This is a genomic window from Caballeronia sp. LjRoot29, assembly GCF_964252755.1.
GTDB lineage: Bacteria > Pseudomonadota > Gammaproteobacteria > Burkholderiales > Burkholderiaceae > Caballeronia.
The window spans coordinates 1-25,745 of the sequence record NZ_CAXUPU020000001.1; the positions used below are offsets into that span (position 1 = coordinate 1).

The 25,745-nt window shown below is 59.9% G+C and carries 23 protein-coding genes, 1 tRNA gene and 1 riboswitch; of the genes, 14 read left to right on the top strand and 10 right to left on the bottom strand.

Annotated elements, in window-relative coordinates:
• Window positions 1–1,355, top strand: a 1,355-nt coding sequence (locus ACSQ83_RS00005) for a YadA family autotransporter adhesin (protein ID WP_436226854.1), incomplete at its 5' end; no start/stop codon positions are given.
• A gap of 186 nt (window positions 1,356–1,541) precedes the next feature.
• Window positions 1,542–2,003, top strand: a complete 462-nt coding sequence (locus ACSQ83_RS00010; RefSeq protein WP_436226855.1) for an outer membrane protein assembly factor BamE — start codon at window positions 1,542–1,544, stop codon at window positions 2,001–2,003.
• 62 nt (window positions 2,004–2,065) lie between these two features.
• On the opposite strand, the gene hrpA is transcribed toward ACSQ83_RS00010, so the two are convergent.
• On the bottom strand, window positions 2,066–7,228 hold the full coding sequence (gene hrpA, locus ACSQ83_RS00015) for an ATP-dependent RNA helicase HrpA (RefSeq protein WP_436226856.1): 5,163 nt from the start codon (window positions 7,226–7,228) through the stop codon (window positions 2,066–2,068).
• A gap of 22 nt (window positions 7,229–7,250) precedes the next feature.
• Here hrpA and argA point away from each other — a divergent pair, with 22 nt between their 5' ends.
• From argA to proP, 3 genes are all read left to right on the top strand, one after another.
• Window positions 7,251–8,621, top strand: a complete 1,371-nt coding sequence (argA, locus tag ACSQ83_RS00020) for an amino-acid N-acetyltransferase (RefSeq protein WP_436226857.1) — start codon at window positions 7,251–7,253, stop codon at window positions 8,619–8,621.
• A 100-nt stretch (window positions 8,622–8,721) separates the two neighbouring features.
• Complete coding sequence (locus ACSQ83_RS00025; RefSeq protein ID WP_031363859.1) at window positions 8,722–8,997, top strand: oxidative damage protection protein; 276 nt, start codon at window positions 8,722–8,724, stop codon at window positions 8,995–8,997.
• 675 nt (window positions 8,998–9,672) lie between these two features.
• A complete protein-coding gene (gene proP, locus ACSQ83_RS00030) occupies window positions 9,673–11,139 on the top strand; it encodes a glycine betaine/L-proline transporter ProP (RefSeq protein WP_436226858.1) in 1,467 nt (488 codons plus the stop codon).
• A gap of 92 nt (window positions 11,140–11,231) precedes the next feature.
• Here the strand turns inward: proP and ACSQ83_RS00035 are convergent, their stop codons facing one another.
• The 3 genes from ACSQ83_RS00035 to ACSQ83_RS00045 all read right to left on the bottom strand — a co-directional run bounded on the left by ACSQ83_RS00035 (window position 11,232) and on the right by ACSQ83_RS00045 (window position 12,592).
• Entirely contained in the window at window positions 11,232–11,696 is a 465-nt protein-coding gene (locus ACSQ83_RS00035; RefSeq protein WP_436226859.1) for a metallophosphoesterase family protein, read from the bottom strand.
• A gap of 74 nt (window positions 11,697–11,770) precedes the next feature.
• Window positions 11,771–12,352 carry a TMEM175 family protein gene (locus tag ACSQ83_RS00040; protein ID WP_414948144.1) on the bottom strand — a complete coding sequence of 194 codons (582 nt, stop codon included), beginning with the start codon at window positions 12,350–12,352 and terminating at the stop codon, window positions 11,771–11,773.
• Between the two features lie 117 nt (window positions 12,353–12,469).
• Window positions 12,470–12,592 carry a hypothetical protein gene (locus ACSQ83_RS00045; protein ID WP_414948143.1) on the bottom strand — a complete coding sequence of 41 codons (123 nt, stop codon included), beginning with the start codon at window positions 12,590–12,592 and terminating at the stop codon, window positions 12,470–12,472.
• Between the two features lie 270 nt (window positions 12,593–12,862).
• On the opposite strand from ACSQ83_RS00045, the gene ACSQ83_RS00050 reads away from it, so the two are divergent.
• The 3 genes from ACSQ83_RS00050 (at window position 12,863) to ACSQ83_RS00060 (ending at window position 14,982) form a co-directional block, all read left to right on the top strand.
• Window positions 12,863–12,947: transfer RNA gene (locus tag ACSQ83_RS00050), tRNA-Leu, on the top strand.
• 256 nt (window positions 12,948–13,203) lie between these two features.
• Window positions 13,204–13,575, top strand: a complete 372-nt coding sequence (locus tag ACSQ83_RS00055; RefSeq protein WP_414948142.1) for a hypothetical protein — start codon at window positions 13,204–13,206, stop codon at window positions 13,573–13,575.
• 162 nt (window positions 13,576–13,737) lie between these two features.
• Window positions 13,738–14,982 carry an MFS transporter gene (locus ACSQ83_RS00060; protein ID WP_436226860.1) on the top strand — a complete coding sequence of 415 codons (1,245 nt, stop codon included), beginning with the start codon at window positions 13,738–13,740 and terminating at the stop codon, window positions 14,980–14,982.
• 21 nt (window positions 14,983–15,003) lie between these two features.
• Here ACSQ83_RS00060 and ACSQ83_RS00065 read toward each other — a convergent pair whose 3' ends face one another.
• From ACSQ83_RS00065 to ACSQ83_RS00085, 5 genes are all read right to left on the bottom strand, one after another.
• A complete protein-coding gene (locus ACSQ83_RS00065; RefSeq protein ID WP_436226861.1) occupies window positions 15,004–15,429 on the bottom strand; it encodes a response regulator in 426 nt (141 codons plus the stop codon).
• A 14-nt stretch (window positions 15,430–15,443) separates the two neighbouring features.
• On the bottom strand, window positions 15,444–16,076 hold the full coding sequence (locus ACSQ83_RS00070; RefSeq protein WP_414948139.1) for a response regulator: 633 nt from the start codon (window positions 16,074–16,076) through the stop codon (window positions 15,444–15,446).
• Between the two features lie 125 nt (window positions 16,077–16,201).
• Window positions 16,202–16,795, bottom strand: a complete 594-nt coding sequence (locus ACSQ83_RS00075) for a ferritin-like domain-containing protein (protein WP_436226862.1) — start codon at window positions 16,793–16,795, stop codon at window positions 16,202–16,204.
• A gap of 141 nt (window positions 16,796–16,936) precedes the next feature.
• The gene (locus tag ACSQ83_RS00080; protein ID WP_074264073.1) at window positions 16,937–17,098 is read right to left on the bottom strand and encodes a DUF1328 domain-containing protein; all 162 of its coding nucleotides are present in this window, start codon (window positions 17,096–17,098) and stop codon (window positions 16,937–16,939) included.
• 101 nt (window positions 17,099–17,199) lie between these two features.
• A complete protein-coding gene (locus tag ACSQ83_RS00085) occupies window positions 17,200–17,376 on the bottom strand; it encodes a DUF1328 domain-containing protein (protein ID WP_436226863.1) in 177 nt (58 codons plus the stop codon).
• Between the two features lie 242 nt (window positions 17,377–17,618).
• On the opposite strand from ACSQ83_RS00085, the gene ACSQ83_RS00090 reads away from it, so the two are divergent.
• Both ACSQ83_RS00090 and ACSQ83_RS00095 read left to right on the top strand, forming a co-directional pair.
• Window positions 17,619–19,025, top strand: a complete 1,407-nt coding sequence (locus ACSQ83_RS00090; protein ID WP_436226864.1) for a sensor histidine kinase — start codon at window positions 17,619–17,621, stop codon at window positions 19,023–19,025.
• A gap of 401 nt (window positions 19,026–19,426) precedes the next feature.
• The gene (locus ACSQ83_RS00095) at window positions 19,427–19,567 is read left to right on the top strand and encodes an entericidin A/B family lipoprotein (RefSeq protein WP_414948136.1); all 141 of its coding nucleotides are present in this window, start codon (window positions 19,427–19,429) and stop codon (window positions 19,565–19,567) included.
• 554 nt (window positions 19,568–20,121) lie between these two features.
• Here ACSQ83_RS00095 and ACSQ83_RS00100 read toward each other — a convergent pair.
• Window positions 20,122–21,228: an EamA family transporter gene (locus ACSQ83_RS00100; protein ID WP_414948135.1), complete on the bottom strand. Its 1,107-nt coding sequence runs from the start codon at window positions 21,226–21,228 to the stop codon at window positions 20,122–20,124.
• A 43-nt stretch (window positions 21,229–21,271) separates the two neighbouring features.
• Here ACSQ83_RS00100 and ACSQ83_RS00105 point away from each other — a divergent pair, with 43 nt between their 5' ends.
• From ACSQ83_RS00105 to ACSQ83_RS00120, 4 genes are all read left to right on the top strand, one after another.
• Entirely contained in the window at window positions 21,272–21,454 is a 183-nt protein-coding gene (locus tag ACSQ83_RS00105) for a hypothetical protein (RefSeq protein ID WP_436226865.1), read from the top strand.
• Window positions 21,455–21,623: 169 nt separating this feature from the next.
• A riboswitch (TPP riboswitch) is annotated at window positions 21,624–21,752 on the top strand.
• 295 nt (window positions 21,753–22,047) lie between these two features.
• Complete coding sequence (gene thiC / locus ACSQ83_RS00110; RefSeq protein ID WP_436226866.1) at window positions 22,048–23,979, top strand: phosphomethylpyrimidine synthase ThiC; 1,932 nt, start codon at window positions 22,048–22,050, stop codon at window positions 23,977–23,979.
• A 225-nt stretch (window positions 23,980–24,204) separates the two neighbouring features.
• Window positions 24,205–24,417, top strand: a complete 213-nt coding sequence (locus tag ACSQ83_RS00115; protein ID WP_414966910.1) for a glycine zipper 2TM domain-containing protein — start codon at window positions 24,205–24,207, stop codon at window positions 24,415–24,417.
• A 238-nt stretch (window positions 24,418–24,655) separates the two neighbouring features.
• On the top strand, window positions 24,656–25,111 hold the full coding sequence (locus tag ACSQ83_RS00120) for a hypothetical protein (RefSeq protein WP_414966909.1): 456 nt from the start codon (window positions 24,656–24,658) through the stop codon (window positions 25,109–25,111).
• The last annotated feature ends 634 nt before the right edge of the window (window positions 25,112–25,745 follow it).

A 25,745-nucleotide genomic window follows, 5' to 3' on the forward strand; every position in this document is an offset into this window, starting at 1 on the left:
CCTCGTTTGCTGGCGGTTACCAGGCTGTCGCAGCGGGGGAAAGCGCAGTCGCAGTCGGCAACTCCGCCAATGCCGCATTTGAAAACTCCATCGCGATCGGCAATAACGCGATCGCAAACAACTCGAATAGTGTCGCGCTCGGCGCGGGATCGGCAACGACCATCGGCGCTCAATCGGGGTACGCCGCTTATGGTCTGACCGGATCGCAGACGTCAACGGGTGAAGTCAACGTCGGTAGCCGCACGATCAGCGGCGTTGCGCCCGGCGCAGCGGACACCGACGCTGTGAACGTCGCACAGTTGAAGGCCGTCAGTGACCAGACGACCGCAGCAATCGCGAACGCGACCACCGCGTCGGAAGGCGCGGTCAAATACGATCGCAATGCCGACGGCTCAGTCAATCACGACAGCGTGACTCTCGAAGGCACTAGCGGAACGGCGCTTCACAACGTCGCAGCCGGCGTGGAGTCCACCGACGCCGTGAACGTCGGCCAGTTGAACGACGCTATCGGTCAGGTCAACGCGTCAGTTGGCGATGTTGTCAATAACGCCGTGAACAACGCAGTCACAGCGGCGGTGAATAACGCCGTGATCGACGCCAGCGACCCCTTATTCAGCGCAGATGGCGATCGCAACACAGACGCGGCATCAGCCACCGGCACGAAAGCGGTTGCGGTAGGTGCGCAGGCAGTGGCTACGGGCGCTGGCTCGATCGCAATGGGCAGTGGCGCTCAGGCTACAGCCGATAACGCTATGGCGCTCGGTCAAAACGCTGTGGCAAGCGGCACAGGTTCAGTCGCCATGGGCAACGGCGCTCAGGCTTCCGCCGAGAGCACTACAGCAGTCGGCCAGAATTCGGTGGCGTCCGGCGCCGGTGGTGTTGCCTTGGGTAACGGCGCGCAAGCAACTGCCAACAACACGGTAGCACTGGGCCAGAACTCAGTCGCGGATCGTGCGAACACGGTTTCGGTGGGTGCGGCAGGGAGCGAGCGTCAAATCACGAACGTCGCAGCCGGCACGCAAGGCACCGACGCGGTCAACGTGAATCAGTTGAACCAAAGCGCGGGCAGTACGCTCAAGTCGGCCAACGACTACACCGACTCGCAGACCGAAGGTGCTCGTCGTGACGCATACGCCGGCACGGCGGCAGCATTGGCAGTCGCAGGCTTGCCACAAGCGGTATTGCCAGGCCGTGGCATGGTGGCGTTGGGCGGCGGCACTTACGGCGGACAGTCGGCTGTTGCTATCGGGATTTCGCAACTGTCCGAGAACGGCATCTGGGCCTACAAGGTCAGCGGCACGACGAGCACGCGCGGTCAGTTCGGCGTTTCCGTCGGCGCGGGCATGCACTGGTAATTCAGCGCAGTCAGGTAGAGGTAGTGTCGCGGGCGAGCTGCAAAAAGCCCGCGACATCGAGTCAATGAAAACAACGGATCCGATCAAGAGATGAACTTCACCCTCCGCAAGCCATCGCGTGCACTTCCTTTCGCTGCGTCGCTCGTCGCGGCCCTTCTGTTGTCGGGCTGCGGTACGGGCAGCCGGTTGTCCAGCAATGGCAGCCAGGACCAACTGGTATTTCCGGCAGTCGACTCGGCATCGAGCCACGGCGGTAGCTACCCGTTGACTGAGGCCCTGCGCAAACTCAAGCCCGGCATGAACAAAAACCAGATTGCGGCTCTCCTGGGCCGTCCGCAATTCCAGGAAGGATTCTTCGGCGTCCGCGAATGGGACTATGTTTTGAACGTCACGAACGAGGCTGGTGCGCCGCAAATGGTTTGCCAGTTGAAAGCAGTGTTCACTTCAACGGACGAAGCGCGCAATTTTTATCGCAAGTGCGGCGATAGCGTGGAAACGTTGGCCGACGGAAAATGGCAAAAGTATACGGTGACGCCGGTCAGCACGCAGGCCAGCGGTTCGGTAAACACTGGCACTGAGCCCAGCGTTTTAACAGCTGCGCCACTGAGTCTCGAAGTCATACAGGCCTCAGGCGAAACAACAAAGTAACGCTGTAGAACCTGTAAAGCGCGAGCCGGCTACCCGCCGCGTCTCGCGCTTTTTTACGTCCGTTATCGCTGCATTGATTCCCATACTTTGTACAAACGCTTGACCGAAATTGGCATAGGCGTCCGAAGCTCTTGGGCAAATAACGACACACGCAACTCTTCCAATAGCCATCGGTATTCGCTCAATCGCGCGTCCGGCACCCCGCCTCGTTGCGCAATCGCCCGCTGATAGTTTTGCACTAGCGGCGCAATCTCCGCCGACAACCGCGCGTCCCGCACCGCATCCGCTTTCAACTTGTCGATACGCAACACCATTGCGTTCAGATAACGCGGAAAGTGAGACAACTGCGCGTAAGGCGTATCAATAATAAAACGCTTGCCGATCAGCGCGTTCAACTGACCGGCCATATCCGCGTACGGGGCACCGAACGATTTAGCCTGCGCCAATTTCTTCGACACCACCGCGTAATCCGCCAGAACCTGTCCGGCCAACCGAGCAATTTCCTGAGCCAACAGCGTCAAGCGGCTCTTGCCGGAATCGCGACGCGCATAGAAATCGCGGTCGTTATCGGGAAGCGGATCTTGCAGGCACGCACGATCCAAGGCCGTTTCTATGATCTGGCTACCCAACTCTTCCTGTGAACCCAGCGCCATGTACTGCAAGGACATCTCACGCAATCCGCTCAGATTGCGCTCGAGATACCGGATGGGCTCACGCAGTTGCAATGCAAACAACCGACGCAAACCGGCCCGATGAATCCGCGCCGCTTCTTCCGGCGAATCGAATACTTCAACGTCGCAATGCGTTCCCCGATCCACCAACGCGGGATATCCGAACAGCGTCTGACCACGCCGCCGGATTTCAAGCAATTCGGGTAACTTACCGAAATCCCACGTGCTGAGGTTTTCGTAGAGCGCGGTACTCGAAGAATCTGATGCCGGAGCGCTTCGAGTGACAGGAGCCGACGCGTCATTGCCGACATCCAGCGTCGCGCCCGCAGCGAGCTTCTGGAAATGCTGCTGTGCCTGACCGCCCAGTTCAGTCCGCAACTGGGCAAGGTTACGGCCCATCGCGAGTTGCCGGCCGTGTTCGTCGATGACCTTGAAGTTCATGAACAAATGCGCCGGCAGCGTTTCGAGCTTGAAGTCCGACGATTTCATCGCGATTTGCGTCTGCTCGCGAATGTCGGCAATCAGCGCTTCAAGCAAACCGCCCGCGCCGAACGTCTTGCCGCTGTGCCGCTCGACCACGCCCGCCGAAAACTCGGGCAGCGGCACGAGATGCCGCCGCAATTTCTGCGGCAACGACTTCAGCAGTAACTGAATTTTCTCTTTCAGCATGCCGCGAACCAGCCATTCCGAGCGCCGGGCATCGACTTGATTCAAGCCGAACAGCGGCACGGTTAGCGTCACGCCATCGCGAGGAGAACCCGGTTCGAAATGATAGGTCAGCGTCATTTCGATGCCGGCCATCGTCATCCGCTTCGGAAACAGGTCGGTCGTGATGCCGGCGGCTTCGTGGCGCATCAGGTCATCGCGGGAGAGGAACAACAGGCGCGACGCGCCCTCTTTCTTTTCCTCATCGCGATACCAGCGCTCAAACGCGGCGCCCGAATAGATGCCCTTCGGCACCAGCGAATCGTAGAAACCGAAGATCAATTCGTCGTCAACCAACACATCCTGCCGACGCGACTTGTGCTCCAGTTGTTCGATATCCGCGAGCAGCTTGCGGTTATGCGCGAAAAACGGCAGCTTCGTCTCGAACTCACCATCTACAAGCGCGCCGCGAATGAACAACTCGCGCGCCCGCACCGGATCCTGTTTCCCAAAACTCACCCGCCGACGTGCATAGACAGTCAGACCATGCAACGTTGCGCGTTCGAACGCCGCAACCTGCGCGGCTTTCTTTTCCCAATGCGGCTCGGAAATCGATTTGCGCAGCAAATGCGCACCGACTTGCTCAAGCCATTCAGGCTCGATCTTCGCAATACAGCGCGCGTAAAGTCGGCTCGTTTCCACGAGTTCGCCCGCTACAACCCAGCGCCCTGCCTTCTTCAACAAAGCCGAACCCGGCCACAGATAAAACTTGATCCCCCGTGCGCCAAGGTAATACGGCTCGTCATCGGCCTTGAGGCCCACGTTTCCGAGCAAACCGGTCAGCAACGCGAGGTGAATCTGCTCAAACGTTGCCTCGGATTCGTTCAGACGCCAGCCATGTTCACGCACGACGGTCAGCAATTGCGAATGCACGTCGCGCCATTCACGCAGGCGCACGTGGTTCAAGAAGTTCGCGCGACAGGCATCGGTGAGCTGCTTGTTCGACTTCTTGTGCGTGATCGCATCCTCGAACCACGCCCAGATTTTTGTCCACTGCAGGAATTCGGAGCGCTCATCGGCGAATTTCTTGTGCGCCAGATCCGCTTGTTCCTGCGCTTCGATCGGCCTATCGCGCGGATCCTGAACGGACAACGCGCTTGCGATGATCAACACTTCACGCAACGACTGATGGTCGCGCGCAGCGAGAATCATCCGGCCGACGCGCGGATCGAGCGGCAAACGCGCGAGTTCGCGGCCGAGCGGCGTGAGCGCGTTGTCGTCATCGACGGCGCCGAGTTCGTTCAGCAGTTGATAACCATCGGCGATTGCACGACCCGGCGGTGGTTCGAGAAACGGAAACGTTTCGATGGCCGTCAGGTGCAGCGACTTCATCCTCAAGATCACTGCGGCCAGCGATGACCGCAGGATTTCCGGATCGGTGAAACGCACGCGAAGGTTGTAATCGTCTTCTTCGTAGAGACGAATGCACACGCCGTCGGCCACGCGTCCGCAACGGCCCGCGCGCTGGTTCGCCGAGCTTTGCGAAATTGGTTCGATCTGCAACTGCTCAACTTTGTTCCGATACGAGTAGCGTTTCACGCGCGCCAAGCCGGTATCGACGACGTAACGAATTCCCGGCACCGTCAGCGAGGTTTCCGCGACGTTCGTCGACAGCACGATGCGCCGAGCATTCGATGTCTTGAACACGCGCTCCTGCTCGGTCGCGGACAGACGTGCGAACAACGGCAGGATTTCCGTGTGCGGCGGATGGTGTTTGCGCAACGCTTCGGCGGCGTCGCGGATTTCGCGTTCGCCGGGGAGGAACACGAGGACGTCGCCGGGACCTTCCCGGCAGAGTTCATCGACGGCGTCAACGATCGCTTCCATCAGATCGCGGTCGTTTTCACGCTGATTTCTCGGACGATCAGGCCGCTCTTTTTGCTGCGTGCCGGGCGTGGTTCCTTGCGCGGCTTTCACCGCCGGACTGTCCTCTTCAACGGGCCGATATCGCACCTCGACCGGATATAGCCGCCCACTCACTTCAATGACCGGCGCAGGTTTTTCATCGCTGCCGAAATGACGGGCGAACCGATCAGCATCGATCGTCGCCGATGTCACGATCACCTTCAAATCCGGACGCCGCGGCAGGATTTCACGCAGATAGCCGAGCAGGAAGTCGATGTTCAGGCTGCGCTCGTGCGCTTCGTCGATGATGATGGTGTCGTAGGCGGCGAGCAGCGGATCGGTCTGCGTTTCAGCCAGCAAAATACCGTCGGTCATCAGTTTCACCGATGCCCCCGGCGACAAGTTGTCCGTGAAACGAACCTTGTAGCCGACGACTTCGCCGAACGGCGTGCCGAGTTCTTCAGCGATCCGCCGTCCTGTCGCCGATGCCGCGATACGTCGTGGCTGCGTATGACCGATCAGTCCTGAGCCGCCTGCGCCAAGACCACGGCCGAGGGCCAGGCAGATTTTGGGTAGCTGCGTTGTTTTTCCAGAACCCGTTTCGCCGCTGACGATCACGACCTGATTTGCCTGGATCGCGGCAGCGATTTCATCGCGTCGAGCGGAAACAGGAAGCGTTTCAGGAAAACGAATCGGCGGAATGGGATTCGGCTCGACCACTCGGCGCGGACGCGGCGTGTCGCGACGCGGCGCGCTTGGAGCGTTGGTTGGCGCGTTCGAGCGTTGCTGAGTGTTTTGGGACGCACGTGCTTCTTTAGGCGGTCGTGCTTCTTGAACGACTGAACGGGCAGCGGTGCCGGCCGATCCGGTCCCGCCGTCTGGTGGACCGCGACGCACGCGCTGCTCGCCGCTCGGCCCGGCGTGTTCCGCCTTTTCCCGTGAGGGGTGCGCCGGCGCCGAATCAGGTGCAGCCAAAGCTTCGGCCACTGCCGCCACAGGCGGGTTGCGCGAACGGTTTGCTTCCCGCGGTCGCTGCGCTTCAGGATTACGTCCCGCCTTCGGGCCACGTTCGTGGCGTTCCGGGCGCGCATCGGCAGTGGCCGTTTTAGGATGAACGGCGGATTGAACACCGTCGCGCGCTGAATCTCGATCAGCCACGGCCTTGTTCACCACGTCCGGACGTGCGTGCGTGCGTGCGTCGTGAACCGTGTGTTTTTGATCCGGAGCCCGGTTATGAACCGGCGCGGCTTTTCCGCCAAGCCCCCAATGTTCCTGCGCGCGATTGCTCGTTGATGCTTGTCCGGTAGCGCCGCGGCTATCGATGCCAGACGCTGGTTCGCGCCGAACCTCTTCGGCATGTGCCGGACGCTTTCCTGGGGCCCGCTGTTGTTTCGATGCGTCAGTAGCGGCATCAACAGGGTGAACTGTGGGCCTGGACGTATTGGCTGCCGGGGACGTTACTGGAACCTTGACGCCCGCCCGTTTCGCCACCGATAAATCGCGCTGGCTCGAAACCCGTGCATCCGCACTCTGGTCAGATGAAACAACGGGACCGACCGCCTTTTCGGACAACAAAGTCGATAACAAGTCCAGACCGCCGCGCTCGTCTTTTCGCCGCGCGGGCTCCCGGGGAGGCGGAGCTGCACTAGAAGACCCAGTCGATTGATTGCGGGAAGACAACGGCGAAGGCGAAGCCGAGGACGAAACCCCCGCGCCCTTCTGAACATTTTTCTTCGCGGTCTGCGAGGAAGTTGAGCTTGTGCCCGCACCACCCGCCGCCGCTTTCGAAGCCCCGGCGGCAGACTCACCCGAGGCACCCGCAAACCGCCGCGCAGCCGCTTCCTTCTTGCGATTGACGGCGTTATCGGCGGATTCCTCCCCCTCGTTTTCCCCATCGCTTTCGCGCGCCGCTGCATCGCGCAGCAGCGCTTCACGCAGCTTTTTCAACTGCTCCTGGGGGTCAAGCTTGTCCGCATCGGCGGGACGTTTGGAAACATTCGGCATAGCACGGCATTATAATCCCGGCATGAATTCTCAAACCGACCTCCCCGCCGCGCCTCCGCCGGTTATCGCCGAGCCTGAAGCGCCCGATCAACACGGCCAGTTCGTGGAATGGATGCGCTCCGTCGCACCCTATATTCACGCGTTCCGAAACAAGACCTTCGTGGTTGCGTTCGGCGGCGAACTGGTACAGGAAGGACGTCTGAACGCGCTCGTTCAGGACGTCGGCCTGTTGCATGCCATGGGTATTCACGTCGTGCTCGTGCACGGTTCGCGACCCCAGGTGGAAGAACAGCTGAACCTGCACGGCGTGGAGTCAGAGTTTTCGCACGGCTTGCGCATCACAGACGCCCGCGCGCTCGAATCCGCGAAAGAAGCCGCCGGCGAAGTGCGCCTCGACATCGAAGCGGCGATCAGCCAGGGCTTGCCGAACACGCCGATGGCGCATGCGCACATCAGCGTGGTATCGGGCAATTTTGTGACAGCGCGGCCGGTCGGCATTCTCGACGGCGTCGATTTCCAGCACACCGGCGTGGTGCGCAAGATCGACGGCGACTCCATTCGCCATTCGCTGACCAGCAGCAAACTCGTGCTGCTTTCGCCGCTCGGTTTTTCGCCGACGGGTGAAGCGTTTAATTTGTCGATGGAAGATGTCGCGTCGGCAGCAGCGATCGCGTTGCGCGCCGACAAGATCATTTTCCTGACCGAAACACCCGGTCTCGTCGATGAAAACGGCGAGTTGGTGCGCGAAATGTCGCTCGACGATGCGTACCGGCTGCACGAAGGCGGCGAGCTGCAAGGCGACGCCGCGTTCTACCTGAAGCACACCATTCGCGCGTGCCGCGGCGGCGTGGCGCGGGCGCACATCATTCCCTACGCACTCGACGGCAGCATCCTGCTCGAATTGTTCCTGCACGACGGCGTCGGCACGATGATCTCGTACGAGAACCTCGAAAGCCTGCGCGAAGCGACGCCGGATGACGTCGGCGGGATCCTGACGCTGATCGAACCGCTGGAAATGGACGGCACGCTCGTGCGGCGCGGCCGGCACCAGATTGAACGCGATATCGACCATTTCTCGGTGATCGAGCACGATGGCGTGCTGTTCGGCTGCGTGGCGCTGTATCCGTACACGCAGGAACGCATTGGCGAAATGGCCTGCCTGACGGTCTCGCCCGAAGCGCAAGGTTCCGGCGACGGCGAACGCCTGCTCAAGCGCGTCGAGCAGCGTGCGCGGGCTCGCGGCCTCACGCATATTTTTGTGCTGACCACGCGCACCGAGCACTGGTTTCTCAAACGCGGATTCGTCAAGGTCACGGTCGACGACCTGCCCGAAGATCGCCGCCGGCTCTACAACTGGCAACGTAAATCGCTTGTGTTGATGAAGCAGCTTTAAGCTTATTTCGAGACGTCCGTCCGGCTGCGAGCGCGATCGATTGACGCGGGTCGCTTGGCCCAGCGAGGCGTCCGGTTACCCCGCTACAGGAGAAATACAGATGGCCCGAACGATTCAATGCGCGAAACTCGGCAAGGAAGCCGAAGGACTCGACTTTCCGCCCCTGCCGGGAGAACTCGGCAAGCGGATCTACGAAACGATCTCGAAGGAAGCGTGGCAGGGCTGGCTCAAGCAGCAAACCATGCTGATCAACGAAAATCGCCTGAACATGGCCGATCCGCGCGCGCGTCAGTATCTGCTCAAGCAGACGGAAAAATACTTTTTCGGCGAAGGCGCCGATACCGCGCAAGGCTACGTGCCGCCGACACCAAGCTGATCGGACGAGCCATTTTCTGGCGATAAGAAGCCGGCCTTTCTGGGCCGGCTTTTTCTTTTTGAGAGTGCGGCACGGTCGGGCGAGAGCATCCTTCTCAAGGGCCCGGTTTGCGCATCGTCTTGCATTCTGCTATCATCTCCATCTTTCCAACTGCAATTCAAACTCAATTTCTTAGCAATGACGCGCCTGAAGCTTTCGTTCGAGCGCTAATTCGAGATATCGGCGAGTGGTTGTGGAGGCTTCCACAGGTCTGGATTTGCCGGTGGACAAGTTGCTCTCAAGCCTTCTCAATCCGTGACACAGCACGCAACCGGACTGCATCGCGTTTCATGCACTCCTCGCAAGCGCTCCTCGCGCCTCCGTTGCTCAATTTAGCTGCGTCCAGCCATCTATCCCCGTAGCACCGAGTACCCGTGCACCTGTGCACCATCCACGAAGTGCCATTTCGCGACATCGCCGCGAGGCGTCAGCATTGGCTTTATGCATCGAGGCATCGAGGCGCCGTCAGCGCATCTTTTTGCGCTCCGCGTGCGGGCAATCGCCTTCCGAGGATGCACTGACGTCCGTGCACTGACACTCGCCTCGTCGCGAAACTGCACTTTCCCGGCAATGTGCGCTTGCGCGCACGCCGAACCGCCCCATGGGCGGCCCGGCAACAACCTGGAGCTTCTCTTCATGGCAACACCGAACGACGGCCTCTGGCGACAACCCCAACCCGAAAAAGACCTGACCCTCGACGACATCACCATCGTCGATAAATCGCTGCTCAAACGCGCGGTCGGCGCCATGGCGATCGGCAATGCGATGGAATGGTTCGATTTCGGCGTGTACAGCTACATCGCCGTGACGCTCGGCAAAGTGTTCTTCCCGTCGGCGAATCCGGGCGCGCAGCTGATTGCCACGTTCGGGACCTTCGCGGCGGCATTTCTCGTGCGCCCGCTGGGCGGCATGGTGTTCGGACCGCTGGGAGACCGCATTGGCCGCAAGCGCGTGCTCGCGATGACCATGATCATGATGGCGATCGGCACGTTTTGCATCGGCCTGATTCCGGCGTACGGAAGCATCGGCATTTTTGCGCCGATCCTGCTGCTCGTCGCGCGTCTGGTCCAGGGCTTTTCGACGGGCGGCGAATACGGCGGCGCGGCGACGTTCATCGCGGAATTTGCGACCGACAAGAAGCGCGGTTTTATGGGCAGCTTTCTCGAGTTCGGTACGCTGGTTGGCTACGTATTGGGCGCCGGATGTGTTGCAGTGCTGACCGCGACGATGTCCGAGCAATCGCTGCTCTCCTGGGGCTGGCGCATTCCGTTCCTGATCGCCGGACCGATGGGGATAATCGGCTTGTATATCCGGCTGAAGCTTGAAGAAACGCCTGCGTTCCAACGCGAAGCAGACAAGCGCGAAAGCGAAGCGCACAGCACGCCCAAAGAGCAATTCCGCGACATGTTGGTCAAGCAATGGCGGCCGATGCTGCAATGCGTCGGGCTGGTATTGATCTTCAACGTGACAGATTACATGGCGCTGTCGTATCTGCCGAGTTATATCTCCGCTACGCTGAAATTCAACGAAACGCACGGGCTCTTCATCGTACTGCTCGTGATGGTCCTGATGATGCCGATGACGCTGGGCGCCGGCCATCTGTCGGACAAGGTCGGACGCAAACCGGTGATGCTGTTCGGATGCGTCGGGTTGCTGCTGCTGTCGATACCCGCGCTGAACCTGATCCGCATGGGCACTCTGCTGCCTATTTTCGGCGGCATGCTGATCCTCGGCGTGTTGTTGTCGTGTTTCACGGGCGCCATGCCGTCGGCATTGCCCGCGCTCTTCCCCACCAAGATTCGCTATGGCGCGCTCGCAATCGGCTTCAACGTGTCGGTTTCGCTGTTCGGAGGCACGACGCCGCTGGTCACCGCGTGGCTGGTTTCATCGACGGGAAACCTGATGATGCCGGCGTACTACCTGATGGGAGCATCGGTAATCGGCATTGTTTCGGTGCTGGCGCTTCATGAAACGGCCAGGAAACCGCTGAAGGGTTCGCCGCCGTGCGTGGGTTCGCGCTCGGAAGCGCATGCCGTGCTGCGCGGTGTTCGGCAAGCAGCCGAAATGGACGACCGGATGCCCGAGGCGACCGCACACGCATAACAGCCGTCGATCTGATTGTTAAAAAAGAGGCCATCAAGCGTTCGCTTGATGGCCTCTTTTCTTGTCGCTCAAAAGCGGAACTCGGCCGCCATTCATTTGATCAGCTGCACGATCTCGACTTGTACCTCGCCGTTGTCGATCAGCATGATGCCGAGCGTCACGGGCAGTTTGAATCGACGCGGCCCGGCACTTCCCGGATTGACGAACAGCGTCGCGCCGCGGCGTTCGATCAAAGGTTGGTGCGAATGTCCGGTGACGACCACGTCAATGCCATTCAGCTGCTTCGGAACGTCGGCTATGTCGTGGACGAGATGAATCGCCGTTCCGTCGATATGAAATGTCAGCGCTTCCGGCAGGTCATCGATCCGCGCGCCCGAGTCGTTATTGCCGCGAACCGCTGTGACGGGCGCGAGTTCGTTGAGCGTATCGAGGACAGCGGGATTGCAGATATCGCCGGCGTGAATGATGTGCTCGCAGCCGCGCAACGCCGTGAGCGCCTCGGGGCGCACGAGGTTGTGGGTATCGGAGATGATGCCGATGCGGATAACAGATGACATGAGCTTCGCTCGCAGGACTTTATGGCCCGAGCGTAGCACTGTTCATGTCGATGAAATCACCTTGGCGCAGATCGTTACTCTTGCGTCAGCAGGACTTTCTCCACGCGCCGGTCCGGGACAAGCCATACGATCGCCACAACCGTATATAAGGCCGCGGCGACCCACGGCTCCCAGAATGAGGCAGCAATGGCAACGAGATACAGCACCACCGAGATCTTGCCCTTGCGATCGGCGCCAATGGCGCGCTCCAGCATCGAGTTGGCGCCATGCAGCCCGATCAGCGCGCGCGTGAGGAGGTACCACGCGACGGCCGTCATGAAGAGATCGAAGCCGTAGAGCGCAGTGGGCAATGACGCCATGTGGTTCTCGCCCATCCAGTTGGTGGTGAACGGGAGCAGCGAAAGCCAGAACAGTACGTGGAGGTTCGCCCATAGCACGCTGCCGTTAACGCGCTGGGCTGCGTGCATCAGGTGATGGTGGTTGTTCCAGTAAATACCGACGTACACGAAACTGAGCACGTAGGCGCAAAACACGGGACCGAGGGCGCTGAGAGACGCCAGATCGGCGCCGTGCGGCACCTTGAGTTCCAGCACCATGATCGTGATGATGATGGCGATCACGCCGTCGCTGAATGCCTCGATCCGATTCGTGCCCATCCTCTTCCTCTCTCGTGCTTTTGGCTTTGTTGTCAGCGCCCCGCGCGCGCAACAAATTATGCGCGAGCAACCTGGCGCTGTCGATTTAGCCTGAACGAGAGAAAGGAGCGCCGGGTTTTATCCAGGAACGGAGGAATGGAGCCATTGCAGCAGTTGTAACCCTGCCCCCGCCGCGAGAATTGCCAGCCCGAGGCCCAGACGCGTCCGTTCACGCCATGCGCCAATAGAAATTTCTTTCATTCTCGCCTCCTGACATCGATGGACCGACTTGTTGATCCCGCCGTGGCGGATTTTCATCTACCTGAATACGCGTGCTCAGGTCCGAATGGATGCAGAACGGGAGGCTATCTATTAATTTCCATCCCGCGGAACACGTCGAAAGCTGCCGAAGAGAATTTATGCGCCCGATGAAAACCGGCCGCACAATCGCCGAAAGGCAGCCAGGAGCGAGACGTTCGCGCCGCTCTGGATTGGCCCGTCGGCCGTCCGATGGTAGAATCCCGTCCGCTTGGCGGGGTGATGAAATTGGTAAACATAGCGGACTTAAAATCCGCCGCCTAACGGCTTGCCGGTTCAAGTCCGGTCCCCGCTACCAGCGTCAGATTGATTGAACGTCCCCGAAGCTCAACGCAATAATTACTGTATGTTCATACAGAAGCGGCTCAACGCCGTTGCGCACTTTCCGGATTTCATTTGGCCTGGCTGAAAGGAACGAAGGAAACGAGAAAGCGAACGAAAGAAGCACCGGTCGCGCACTGCAGATCCGTTTTATCGATGCTGAAACCGCCAGTCATCCTGTCTTCGCTTAACCGACTGAAGTAGACTGCGCGTCCCACCTAGCGCGAGCCATCATGAAACATCGAACCTTTTATGCGGTGGCCGCTGCTGCCGTCCTTACCTGCACCGCAGGCTGCACGACCCCGTACCGCAACGGCCAGGAGTGCAAGGCCAAGATGGTGGAAACCTACCCGGACTCCAAGCCCAAACTGACGTATGAAATACCTCGTGTCGCATACCAGGGTGCGCGCGTGGTGGTCGAAGGCAGCTACACCAAACAGATTCCGCCCGTGGGCGTGACCCCTATCAAAGTAACATCGACGCAGGTACAGGCAGCCGTCGAATGCACGTTTGAAGGCGATCAGATCAAGACATTCCAGTGGCTGACACCGGCGGATCTCGCTGAAAAGTACCCGCCGAAACCGGACGCCTCTGCCACGGAGTAACGGTATTCCGCAACGTCGGAAGACATGGTCAAGCCGACACGTCAATGAACCCAGCGGCTCGCGCACCGGCCGACGCCGAACCGATCCACCGTCAGCGGACGTCCGTCGTCTTTAGTATCATCAGCGGCTCGCTTCATGCGTTGAATCCTCGAGCCCTCGCCCATGTCCGCTGCCGCCACCGATTCAAATTCCCACACCCCGCATCAGCCGGAACACCAGCCCCACCAGCCCCACCAGCATTACTCGCGGACAACGCTGCTCGTCCTGGCGACGATCGCAGGCGTATCCGTCGCTAATATTTATACGAATCAGCCGCTGCTCGCGGCGTTTCGTGCGTCGTTCCCGGAAAGCGCCGAGCTGATCGGCGCGGTGCCGGCCGTCACGCAGCTCGGCTACGCGATCGGCATGTTATTGCTCGCGCCGCTCGGCGATCGCTTCGACCGCCGCCTGATCATCCTTCTGCAACTGGCCGCACTTGGCATCGCGCTCGTCGCGGCAACCGCCGCGCCCACGCTCGGCGTGCTGATCGCGGCGAGCCTGGCGCTCGGCATCGTGGCGACCATCGCGCAACAAGCCGTGCCGTTCGCCGCCGAACTCGCGCCGCCGGCGCAACGCGGTCACGCAGTCGGTACGGTCATGAGCGGCTTGCTGATCGGCATCCTGCTTGCACGCACGGTCTCGGGCTTCGTCGCGGAGTATTTCGGGTGGCGAGCGGTGTACGGCGCCTCGGTGGCCGCGACCATCGCGCTTGCCGTACTCGTGGTGATGCGCCTGCCGCGCAGCAAGCCGACTTCGACGCTGCCCTACGGGAAGCTCCTCGCGTCGATGTGGCATCTCGTGGTCGAATCGCCCGCGCTGCGCGAGGCATCGATGACCGGCGGTGCGTTGTTCGCGGCGTTCAGCATATTCTGGTCGGTGCTCACGTTGCTGCTCGCGGGCGAGCCGTTCCATCTCGGGCCGCAGGCAGCCGGTTTGTTCGGCATTGTCGGTGCAGCGGGTGCGCTGGCCGCGCCGCTCGCCGGCAAGTCGGCGGACAAGCGCGGGCCGCGAGCGGTGGTGTCGCTGTGCATCGTGCTCGTGGCCGTCTCGTTCATCGTGTTCGCGATGTCGGGAAGCAGCCTCGTGGGTCTGGTGATCGGCGTGATCGTGCTCGATATCGGCGTGCAGGCCGCGCAGATATCGAATCAATCGAGAATCTACGCGCTCAAGCCGGAAGCACGCAGCCGCGTGAATACGGTGTACATGGTGGTTTATTTCATTGGCGGCGCGGTGGGATCGGCGGTTGCATCGCTGGCGTGGCACGCGTTCGGTTGGGTCGGCGTGTGCGTCGCGGGACTCGCGGCGACTGCGCTTGCCGGCCTGAGCCATTCGCGAAGCCGTTCAAAGAGCGCCGTGCCGGAGGTCTGAAAGGCGGCCGCGCCCGTGCGATTAATTCCGCGCGCGGGCGTAGTGATGCAACGCGTCGAGAACGCGATCGAATTCCAGGGATTTATCGAAGAAATGGCGCACGCCGTATTGCAGGCAGCGCTCGCGGTAGGCCGGCAGTGCATGGTTCGTCAGCACGGCGGCGAAAGTCGAATCGATCATTCCGGTGCGTTGCAAATATGCCAGCACCTCGACGCCCGAGCCCTGCTTGAGCTGCAGATCGACGATGATCGCGTCGAAGCTCTGCGCTTCCAGCAACGCGATCGCCGTCTCCGGCGTATCCGCCCAAGCGGTGACCCGCAGTTCGCCGGACGCATCGATCGCCTCCACCAGGCTGCGCCGGATCAACGGCGAGTCTTCGATCAACAGCACGCGCAGTGGCCGCTTATGCGCGAGACCGGTTTTATCGACGATCGGTTGTTGGCCCACGGCGGGCATCCTCCTTACTCGATCAAACCGTTCTTGATCGCGTAATACGTAAGATCGGCATTGTTCGCGAGCCGCATTTTTTCAAGAACGCGTGCGCGATACGTGCTGATCGTCTTCACCGACAAATGCAGTTCCTCCGCTATTTCGGTCGGAATCTGGCCGCCCGCGAGCTTGCAAAAAATCTGGAACTCACGCTCGGACAAGGCTTCGTGCGGGCGCTCGGTAGCGGGTTTTTCCAGCTTGTCAGCGAGTGCGTCGGCGATGAATTCAGACAAGTAACGATGGCCCCGCGCCACCGTCCGGATGGCCCGCACGATTTCGTCGGGCGCCGCATCCTTGTTCAGATATCCGTTGGCGCCGGCGCGCAGCAGATTGATTGCGTACTGGCTTTCCGGATACCCCGACAGCATCAGCACGCCCTGCTCCGGGCGGATCTGCTTGATCACGCGCAAGGTGTCGATACCGTTCTTGTCCGGCATCGCGATGTCCAGCAACACGACGTCGAACGCACTTTCACGCACGCGCGCGATGGTTTCATCGCCGGTGGACGCTTCGGCGGCGACTTCCATGTCGGGTTCATCGGCGACAAATTGCCGGAACCCGCTTCGCACAATGGCGTGATCGTCCGCTATCAACACTCGAATCATCTGCGCTGCCCGCGGCCTTTTTACAGTGAATCATTGTACCGACGACGCGCGGCGGGATGAACCCGCCGCGCGTCGTCCTGGAGCTTCAGTATTCGCTTTCGCGCGCTTTTACAGCTAACGCGCAATCAACCGTCGAGGCCGTCGAGCAGGTCGGCCATGTCATCGGCGTGCTCTTCTTCGACCGCGAGGATCGTTTCGAAAAGCCGGCGCGTGGTGACATCTTTTTCGCCGAGGTAGCGAATGATTTCGGCATACGTGTCGATCGCAATGCGTTCCGCGATGAGATTCTCGCGAATCATATCGATCAGATTGGCGCCTTCCTTGTACTCGGAATGCGCGCGCGACGCGAGACTATCGGGTGCGAAATTCGGCTCGCCGCCCAATTGGACGATGCGCTCGGCAATGGTATCGGCGTGTTCCTGCTCTTCGGTCGCGTGCTGCGCGAATTCCGATGCAACGGCTTCCGAATGGATGCCCTTCGCCATGAAGTAATGGCGTTTATAACGCAGCGTGCAGACGATCTCCGTGGCGAGTGAATCGTTCAATAGCTTCAGCACGACTTCCTTGTCAGCGCCGTATGTCGACGTAACTGAGCCATCGTCCATATGCTGACGCGCGTTGGCGCGGATTTTTTCCATGTCCAGTACGAAAGGATCGGACTTGCTGCCGGCTTCTTTCGATTGTGCGGGTGCAGCTTTTACAGCAGAGGATTTCGACATTGATGTGCTCCAGAAAGAGAATGGATCTTTTGTTCGGCGGTTGGACGGGTTCGTGGAGGCAGCCTCGCTGGACAAACACATGGACCGCCATCCACAGTCGCTTTCAGTACCGCTCGCATACGGCGTGCCTGCTCGCGAACATCACGTTCGGAATACACCCAGCAGCAACGTAACAACGAAAACCACGAGAAAGATGTAGAAAAGGATCTTCGCAATCTCTGCAGCGCCTGCTGCAATGCCGGTAAAGCCGAACACAGCCGCGATAATCGCAATGATGAAGAAAACAACGGCGTAATGAAGCATGGCGATCTTCCCTCCTGTGAGTTCTTATAGGCTTCGGATCAAGCATTGAATCCGGCTTTCGGGATGAGTCGAGTCGCTTTAAATAACGGTGGTTAAGACCGCTAATCGACAATTTTCTTCGACACGATAAAGCCGAGCACAAGGAACACGACGCACAAGATCAGGAACAGCACGAACAGGAACTTCGCGATACTGGCCGCGCCCGCTGCCACGCCGGTGAAGCCGAGCAAACCAGCGATAACTGCGACGATGGCGAAAAACAATGCCCACTTCAACATGATCCGTTCCCCAATAAGGATGACTAGTAACAGGATGTTAGCGAGGCGGTCATGAGGCGGCATCTGGATGCACGCCGTTTTTCGTGTAGGACTTCACCGACAAACGCTTTCAACTTCAATTCACTTCCGGCTAATGCGGCTTGGCGCCAATCAGCGCTGATTAACGTAAGTCAGCGCAATTCGATCGGCCCTATACGGCGTGAAAAGTTACACTGGCCGCACAGAAAACCCGGCAGCTCCCTATGACTTCCTCTTTACACGAAGGCGGCGCGACGAATCCGGCGGCGGGCGTCACGCGGCGCGCAACCCGGTTCAGCGCGCGTCTGAATGGCTGGATGCGCCGCTGGAGTTGGGCCGTCGCGATGACCGTCGCTATTGTGATTACTGTTGGCGGCCTGGTGATACTCGAATCCGGCCGCATGCGGATTGCCGCGGAATACGAGACCGCGCTCGACGCGAAAGGTGCTACCACCCAGTTGACCGCGCTAGCGGCGGATATCGCGTCCCTGACTGCCGATGAACGCGCGTTCCGTCTCGCGCCCGACAACACCTACACCGACCACTACAACGCGGCGGCAGCGCGGATCAAACAAACGGTTGCGTCGCTCGATGCGTACTATCGGCGCAAAGCGGACGACACCGCGCTCGCCAGTTTCAACCAGGTCAGCACGATCCTCGACGCGCGAATCAACTCGGGACTCGCTGCCCGCTCGGGTTCAGACAGCGCATCGAGCACCGATATCCTCGACAGCGCGCTCGCCCTGCTGCGTCTGAATGAAGAACGGCGGGCGCAGTCCGCGCTCGACGCGAGCCGCGCCGACCAGCGCATTTCCACGTTCTGCGTGGGCGCGTTGTGCGCGTTGAATATCGTGTTGTTCCTGCTGTTGTTTCGCAATCTCGGTATCCAGTTGGACAAGCAAGACCGGGTGCAGCAAAAACTGATTACGCAACAGGAAGAGCTCGACCAGCTCGTGTTTGATCGCACGCGGCAACTTGAAGCCCTTGCATGGCATTTGCAATCGGTGAGTGAAAACGAGAAGACCCAGCTTGCCCGCGAACTGCACGATGAACTCGGTTCAATCCTGACGGCCAGCAAGATGGATGTGGCCTGGGTCAACAACAAGCTAAAGGGCGCCGAGCCCGCGATGGCCGAAAAACTGGGCCGTGCGCTGGCGAATCTCGATCAGGGGATTGCGCTGAAGCGGCGGATTATCGAAGACATGCGGCCAACCGTTCTTGCCAATTTCGGACTGGTCACGGCGCTGCGAACCCTCGCCGATGAAACCGCGCAACGCACCGGCTGGACGCTTGAACTCGCGCTCCCCGATGACGACATCAAGCTCGGCGAAGAAGTCGAAATCGCGTTGTTCCGGGTCGCGCAGGAATCGCTGACGAACGCGGCCAAATACGCGCGGGCATCGAGTGTGTCGATCGCGCTGGCGCTTGATGACGTGAGGGTATCGATGCATATAGCCGATGACGGCGTTGGCATTCGCCCGCAGGACCTGCAGCGCACGCACACGCATGGCCTGCTGGGGATGCGCCAGAGGGTCAGCGCGCGCGGCGGGCGTATTGAAATCGAACGGCGTGTTCCGCACGGAACCGATATTCGTGTCACCATGCCCCGCGCGCGTAACTTCGACGCATAAGGATGGAAAGTGGACGGCCTGTTGGCTTTTATTGGCGGGCGCTCGCACTTAGTTTGTAGGACGGTGCCGACATCAGTTGCAGACTGCACCTACACGATAAAAACATCCGCGCCTACAGCTTGCGATCGCGCAGTTTTTTATGATTCATCGGACCGGTGTGGCCGATTAAAGAAGTGGTAGCCGCGGGTTTTTGGTGCTGGTTTGATCACGTGAGTTGATCCCGGCGGCCGCTTCCGCGATCGGTCTTAGCCAAGGCCACAATGTGTCCGGTATTTGCTTTTGCAGCCGCTTTCGTTATTCGCTTTCGCTGCTGGACATCGAGTGGCCAGGATTCGAACATCGGGTACGCGTTCAAGGCCGAACCGCCAGCGTACCTGCATCAAACTCAAGGGGAATTGCTCATGACTCGAATTATCGCTTTGCTGTTGATCGTTGGATCCGCCGCACTCGCAGCTTGCAACACAGTGGCCGGCGCCGGCCAGGACCTGTCAAAGGGCGGCAACGCCATCACGAATTCGGCCGATAAGCACAACGCCGAGTAAGTGAGAAAGCCAGCGACAAAGGCTTAGCGGTCAGTGACCGACGGCAATTTGTTGCCCACCTGAATCGGAACCGGCCGCGGAATTCGCCAAGATGACGATCAAAAGAACCTCCCTTTGCGGAGGTTCTTTTTTTGCGTCTTAGCGAAAGACATGCGAATTTGCATCAGTTGGCAGTGAAGCATCCAGTCTTTTATTGGACGGGGCCACAAAGTGAACTCCCGAGACCTAAGACCATAACTAGAGTTTTGTGCTGCACTATATCCAGAGTTTTGTGCTTTTTTCAGCGCGCGGTTGTGCGCAAAATTTGGCTAAAGCCAATGCTGAAAGGGCTCACAGCCAATTTTAAGGCTAACGCTTTCATGCGCAAAATGATGTCATGCCCGGTCCTTTTCTTGTTTGATTGATGAGAAATCATGCTGCCGGCCAAGCCCTGAATTTCCATCTTCGCCCTGCGACTTGCGCAACTCAAAAAAACAGCGGCCCGTTTCTCCGGATTTGCTCCGAACGGTCCGCCGTTTTTGAAGTGCCGGTTGTCTGCCGTCGTCCCGCCGTCCTCAAACCAGACCGCGCCTCTTGTAATCGAACCAGAACGACAAAGCCACGCTCGCCAGGATGATGAGGGTCGCCATCACGGTCCACTTCGTGATCACCTCGCCGAGAAACAGCGCGCCTATCACCACGGCCACCACCGGATTCACGTACATGCAGCTGCTCGCGATAATCGGACTCGTGTGGCGAATCAGGTACGCATACGCGACATACGCGGCCATCGAGCCGACGAGCATCAGGTACAGGTAAGCCATGAACGGCGTGAAGCCCATGCTCACGATACGTTCGCCGGACACCCACGCAACGATAGTCGCCATCGCACCTCCAAGGCTGATCTGCAATGCCGTCGATACCAACAAATCAGACGGCAGCTTCAGACGCCCCGCGAGAAACGAACCGCCCGCCCAAAAGAGCGCGCCGCAAAGAATCGCAAGACTGCCTGCAGTCGACCCCGACGACGGATCACCGTGATTCAGTAACGCAATTCCGACCAGCCCCAGCCCGACGGCGACCCACTCGCCCTTCGCCACTTTGCGGCCTGCAATGGCGGCAATAACCGTGGCGAACAGCGGCACGGTCGCCACCATGACGGCAGCCGTGCCGGTCTCGACCGTGCGCATACCGAACGCAAGCATCCCGCTCGACAAACCCACGAGCAACGTTCCGACAGCCGCAGCGTTTCGCACTTCGGCGAAAGTCGGCCAGACCGGATCACGGCGCGCAGCGAAGATGAACAAACCAATGCCGGCGAACAAGTTGCGCAACCCGGACAGCATCAGCGGAGGGAACGATTCCAGCGACAGATGCACCGCCATGTAGGTCGAACCCCATACGATGTACACCACGCAGAGGGCAAGCGCCACGCGGCCGCTGCGAGTCGCGGGAAGCCGGAAGGGGAAATGGTTGGGAAGATTGAATGGCCGACGCGCGGGGGTATCGGCGACAGATTGTGTACTCGTCACGTCCGGCAGCACGTCCGGCGACGGCGACGCAGCGTCGGCTGCTGCCTGCGGAAACGGCAGCACGTCAGCCAAAGGCTGTGACTGCGGTGGCACGAAGGGGTGGGGTGGCGAATCGGAATCCGGCAATCGCGGCGGCAGCGGTGTAGACATCCGTTACTCCGCGGCGAAGATGATTGCAACGCCAGCCGGCCGGATGGCCAAGCTCGCAGTCAACCTGACAGGCAAGCTGAAAAACACCGGTTTCGCTTCGCCCGAAACCAGGCAAAGTGAAGAACGGCGCGTATGCCGCTTGAGCATCGCGGCAAAACGGGCAAGGCAGGACAACATGTCGGAAGCAGAAAAAAGGGTCGGGCAACAACGTGCCGAAGCTCGATAACGGCTTGAAAGCCGGCATGAGCCGCCGCGAGTCTGGTGCGTTTCGGTAAAAAATGTCGAAGCGCGTCCGGGAAAACACGGTGGTCGCCATTATGCAGTAAGCAATGCACACGCACGCGTGAGTGTTACAGATGGTTGCCAACACGCTACGGCGAGGTGTATTGTTGCGGCTGCTAACGCGGGGGTCCTGCGCTGCATATCGGCATCCATCGCTGGATTGCCGGTGTGTCGCGGGTGAGAAATACCCTTTGAACCTGATCTGGATAATGCCAGCGCAGGGAAGCGTTCGGATTTCGCAGCGCTTGGGGTCTTCAGGGTCTATCTCTTCCTCGCGCATCCCCGCCAAGTCCGCTCGTCTCCCCTCTGCTTTTCTCCAGTCTCCCAGCGCTAGCGTTTGACTCAGCCGTTTCTCGTGCGGTCTCGTGCCATTGGGTGCAATTTCGTGCGCGTGGCGTTTATCGCCGGCCGGCTGGGAAACATCCGTCCCCACAGCAACCAACTGCATGGGACCGGAAGAAGCGCAAGGGACCGGAGCAGGCACTCAATGGCTAACTCCGGCCGACACGCTAACTCCGGTCGACACAGGAGAGCCGCATGAATGCCAACCCGAAATTCCTGTCTGACGACGCCGTCGTCGACGCTGCCGCCATCGCGCCGCTGCCCAATTCACGCAAGATCTACGTGACGGGCTCGCGTCCCGACATCCGCGTGCCGATGCGCGAAATCACGCAGTCCGACACCAACGAAAGTTTCGGCAGCGAAAAAAATCCGCCGGTGTATGTCTACGATTGCTCCGGCCCGTATTCGGATCCGGACGCCAAGATCGATATCCGCTCGGGTCTGCCGGCCGTGCGCCAGGGATGGATTGAAGAACGTGGCGACACCGAGTCTCTCGGCGGCCTCTCGAGCAATTTCGGTCGCGAGCGCGCCGCCGATCCGGCCACCGCCGACCTGCGTTTCAAGGGTTTGCATCGCACGCCGCGTCGCGCCGTACCGGGCAAAAACGTCTCGCAGATGCACTACGCGCGCCAGGGCATCATCACGCCGGAAATGGAATACATCGCGATCCGCGAAAACCAGCGCCGCGCTGAATATCTGGAATCGCTGCGCACGAGCGGCCCGAACGGCGAAAAACTCGCCGCGATGATGGGCCGCCAGCACCCCGGTCAAGCGTTCGGCGCACAGGCTTTCGGTGCCAACGCGCCCAAGGAAATCACGGCTGAGTTCGTGCGCGAGGAAGTGGCCCGTGGCCGGGCGATCATCCCGGCGAACATCAACCACCCGGAAAGCGAGCCGATGATCATCGGCCGCAATTTCCTGGTGAAGATCAACGCGAACATCGGCAACTCGGCGGTGACGTCGTCGATCGGCGAAGAAGTCGACAAGATGACCTGGGCGATCCGCTGGGGCGGCGACACGGTCATGGATCTCTCGACCGGCAAGCATATCCACGAAACGCGCGAATGGATTATCCGCAACAGCCCGGTGCCGATTGGCACGGTGCCGATTTATCAGGCGCTCGAAAAGGTCAACGGCAAGGCCGAAGACCTGACCTGGGAAATTTTCCGCGACACGCTGATTGAACAGGCTGAACAAGGTGTGGATTACTTCACGATCCACGCCGGCGTGCTGCTGCGCTACGTGCCGATGACCGCAAACCGCATGACGGGCATCGTCTCGCGCGGCGGCTCGATCATGGCTAAATGGTGTCTGGCTCATCACAAGGAAAGCTTCCTGTATGAGCATTTCGAGGACATCTGCGAAATCATGAAGGCCTACGACGTGAGCTTTTCGCTCGGCGATGGCCTGCGTCCCGGCTCGATCTACGATGCCAACGACGAAGCCCAGCTCGGCGAACTGAAAACGCTCGGCGAGCTGACGCAGATCGCGTGGAAGCATGACGTGCAGGTGATGATCGAAGGTCCGGGCCACGTGCCGATGCAGCTCATCAAGGAGAACATGGACCTGCAACTGGACTGGTGCGACGAAGCGCCGTTCTACACGCTTGGGCCGCTCACCACGGATATCGCGCCGGGTTACGACCACATCACGTCGGGAATTGGCGCCGCGATGATCGGCTGGTTCGGCACGGCCATGCTCTGCTACGTCACGCCGAAGGAACACTTGGGCCTGCCGAACAAGGACGACGTGAAGACCGGCATCATCACGTACAAGCTCGCGGCACACGCGGCCGATCTGGCGAAGGGTCATCCGGGTGCTCAGGTGCGGGACAACGCTTTGTCGAAGGCGCGCTTCGAATTCCGCTGGGACGACCAGTTCAATCTCGGACTGGACCCGGACAAGGCACGGGAATTCCACGATGAAACCCTGCCGAAGGACTCAGCCAAGGTCGCGCATTTCTGCTCGATGTGCGGTCCGCACTTCTGTTCGATGAAGATCACCCAGGACGTCCGTGAATATGCGGCGAAACAAGGGGTATCGCATATCGAGGCGCTTAAGCAAGGCATGGAAACGAAGGCGATCGAGTTCGTGAAGAAGGGCTCTGAGATTTACCAGCGCACTTAAAAAACGGCCGGGCGCCTGCAAGGGCGCGAGATCCAGTGATGATTAAGAGCGGCCTGTCGCATGCCATATGCGACAGGCCGCTTTTCGTTTGAGAAGCTCAGACAAATTTGTCTGCCGAATACGATGATCGGGCACTGTTTCTGCTTCTTGATTGAAAGAATCGGCAGGAAATATCCCTCGCCGGTCTAACAGCAACCCGCGATTTATCGTTTTTGGAGAGTTGAAATGGACAAGATCAAACAGGTTGGCGCTGCTGCTCTCATCGCCGCACTTCTCGGCGGCCTGTCTGCATGCGACCAAATGAGTACCCGTCAACGCGATACGGCGGTCGGCGCGGGCGTCGGCGGCGTAGCGGGCGCAGCACTCGGTGGCAGCGCGTTGTCGACAGTGGGCGGCGCGGCCGCAGGCGGCTTGATTGGTAATCAGGTCGGCAAGTAAGTTGGCGGTGAATTGATACGTTTTGTTCGAACTGCTTTGTCCGGTCGCCGTGCTAAAACACTGCGGCGATCGGGTAGCAACGAATCTCAATGTTTGAGCCGTCCACAACCAGGGCAAGTGGAACCGATCGAAACATTGGGTAACCGCCCTGCACTTTCCCGCATTTCGGCGATGCGCTAGGCTCCTGGCATCCCGTTCATTCGAACGGTCGCGTTTCGACGCAATGAGGAGTCGCACCATGAGCCCAAAGCTCGCACTATCCGCCCTTGTGGGCGCTTTGAGCTTGAGCGCTTGTTACGTCGTGCCGTACGGTTCGTATGGTTATTACCCGGCGTATCCGACCTATCCGGGCACGCCGGTAGTCAGCACAGCGCAAACGCAACAAGAAATTCCCGTTGAGCCAGCGGGCGCGCCCGGCACCGGCTATGTGCAGCAGAATTATCAAGGCGCCGATAACACCCCGGCGTCCGCGTATGCCTCAACCATGCAACCGCCGCAGCAATACGCCGCGGCCCCGCCAGTAGTCTATGCGCCGTATCCCGCTTATTACCCGAGCTATCCGGTCTATGCGCCCTATCCGGCCTACCCAGCCTACTACGGCGGCTACGGATATCCCGCATATGGCTATGGGTCCTCCCTGTCGATCGGCTTTGGCTGGGGCGGCGGTGGGCGCGGACATTATTATCGGCACTGAAGGCATGACTGAGCGGTATCACTGAGCGCACACCCTCCGCGTTTCCCCTTGGGCGAGCCTTACCCGTTCGATGTAACCCTTTCACACAAACCGCGCTGTCATAGCGCGGTTTGTGTTTACACGTCCGAGTTGATTACGACGTCCAATCGCGCCAGTAGTGCGCCACGGGCGGCTCCACGGCAGTCCCCGTGATGTGGCACGATTTTCGCTGTGATCCCTGTTCGCAGCGCCACTCCGGACGCTGCCGCCGCAGGAATCCTCATCATGCTGGTCTTCGCGCTGGTCCTACTCTGGCTTGCCGCCTGCCTAGGCGTAATCTCCGTCTGGGTATTGCGCTCGGTTTCGTTCGACTCCCCTAAGACCGGGGCCGATGCATCAGAGATGCATGAACCCACTACACGCTGAAGCTTCGATGGACGTTCGAAGGACCCAAGGTATGGTTAATCCTTCCTTGACGCGCGCCATCCTCGCCCTATGCTTAGTCCAGACGCGTTAGGCAAGCGCTTAGTTACAGCCGTGCGTCGGGCGTCGGCGCGCTTTTTGCAAGGCGAACGAAGCTCACGGGGCTACCAGTACCGGTCGCCATGACTGGAGAACGCAACGCGTTCAACAAAATAATCATCAAAATAAAACC

Coding starts and splice junctions, on each gene's coding strand:
- ACSQ83_RS00105 (WP_436226865.1), top strand. CDS start 21,272: ATGGCCAAGCTCGCAGTCAACCTGACAGGCAAGCTGAAAAACACCGGT.
- ACSQ83_RS00115 (WP_414966910.1), top strand. CDS start 24,205: ATGGACAAGATCAAACAGGTTGGCGCTGCTGCTCTCATCGCCGCACTT.
- ACSQ83_RS00080 (WP_074264073.1), bottom strand. CDS start 17,098: ATGCTTCATTACGCCGTTGTTTTCTTCATCATTGCGATTATCGCGGCT.
- thiC (WP_436226866.1), top strand. CDS start 22,048: ATGAATGCCAACCCGAAATTCCTGTCTGACGACGCCGTCGTCGACGCT.
- hrpA (WP_436226856.1), bottom strand. CDS start 7,228: ATGCCGAATGTTTCCAAACGTCCCGCCGATGCGGACAAGCTTGACCCC.
- ACSQ83_RS00055 (WP_414948142.1), top strand. CDS start 13,204: ATGAAACATCGAACCTTTTATGCGGTGGCCGCTGCTGCCGTCCTTACC.
- ACSQ83_RS00100 (WP_414948135.1), bottom strand. CDS start 21,228: ATGTCTACACCGCTGCCGCCGCGATTGCCGGATTCCGATTCGCCACCC.
- ACSQ83_RS00045 (WP_414948143.1), bottom strand. CDS start 12,592: ATGAAAGAAATTTCTATTGGCGCATGGCGTGAACGGACGCGTCTGGGC.
- ACSQ83_RS00090 (WP_436226864.1), top strand. CDS start 17,619: ATGACTTCCTCTTTACACGAAGGCGGCGCGACGAATCCGGCGGCGGGC.
- ACSQ83_RS00070 (WP_414948139.1), bottom strand. CDS start 16,076: ATGATTCGAGTGTTGATAGCGGACGATCACGCCATTGTGCGAAGCGGG.
- ACSQ83_RS00095 (WP_414948136.1), top strand. CDS start 19,427: ATGACTCGAATTATCGCTTTGCTGTTGATCGTTGGATCCGCCGCACTC.
- ACSQ83_RS00060 (WP_436226860.1), top strand. CDS start 13,738: ATGTCCGCTGCCGCCACCGATTCAAATTCCCACACCCCGCATCAGCCG.
- ACSQ83_RS00075 (WP_436226862.1), bottom strand. CDS start 16,795: ATGTCGAAATCCTCTGCTGTAAAAGCTGCACCCGCACAATCGAAAGAA.
- argA (WP_436226857.1), top strand. CDS start 7,251: ATGAATTCTCAAACCGACCTCCCCGCCGCGCCTCCGCCGGTTATCGCC.
- proP (WP_436226858.1), top strand. CDS start 9,673: ATGGCAACACCGAACGACGGCCTCTGGCGACAACCCCAACCCGAAAAA.
- ACSQ83_RS00085 (WP_436226863.1), bottom strand. CDS start 17,376: ATGTTGAAGTGGGCATTGTTTTTCGCCATCGTCGCAGTTATCGCTGGT.
- ACSQ83_RS00120 (WP_414966909.1), top strand. CDS start 24,656: ATGAGCCCAAAGCTCGCACTATCCGCCCTTGTGGGCGCTTTGAGCTTG.
- ACSQ83_RS00025 (WP_031363859.1), top strand. CDS start 8,722: ATGGCCCGAACGATTCAATGCGCGAAACTCGGCAAGGAAGCCGAAGGA.
- ACSQ83_RS00035 (WP_436226859.1), bottom strand. CDS start 11,696: ATGTCATCTGTTATCCGCATCGGCATCATCTCCGATACCCACAACCTC.
- ACSQ83_RS00040 (WP_414948144.1), bottom strand. CDS start 12,352: ATGGGCACGAATCGGATCGAGGCATTCAGCGACGGCGTGATCGCCATC.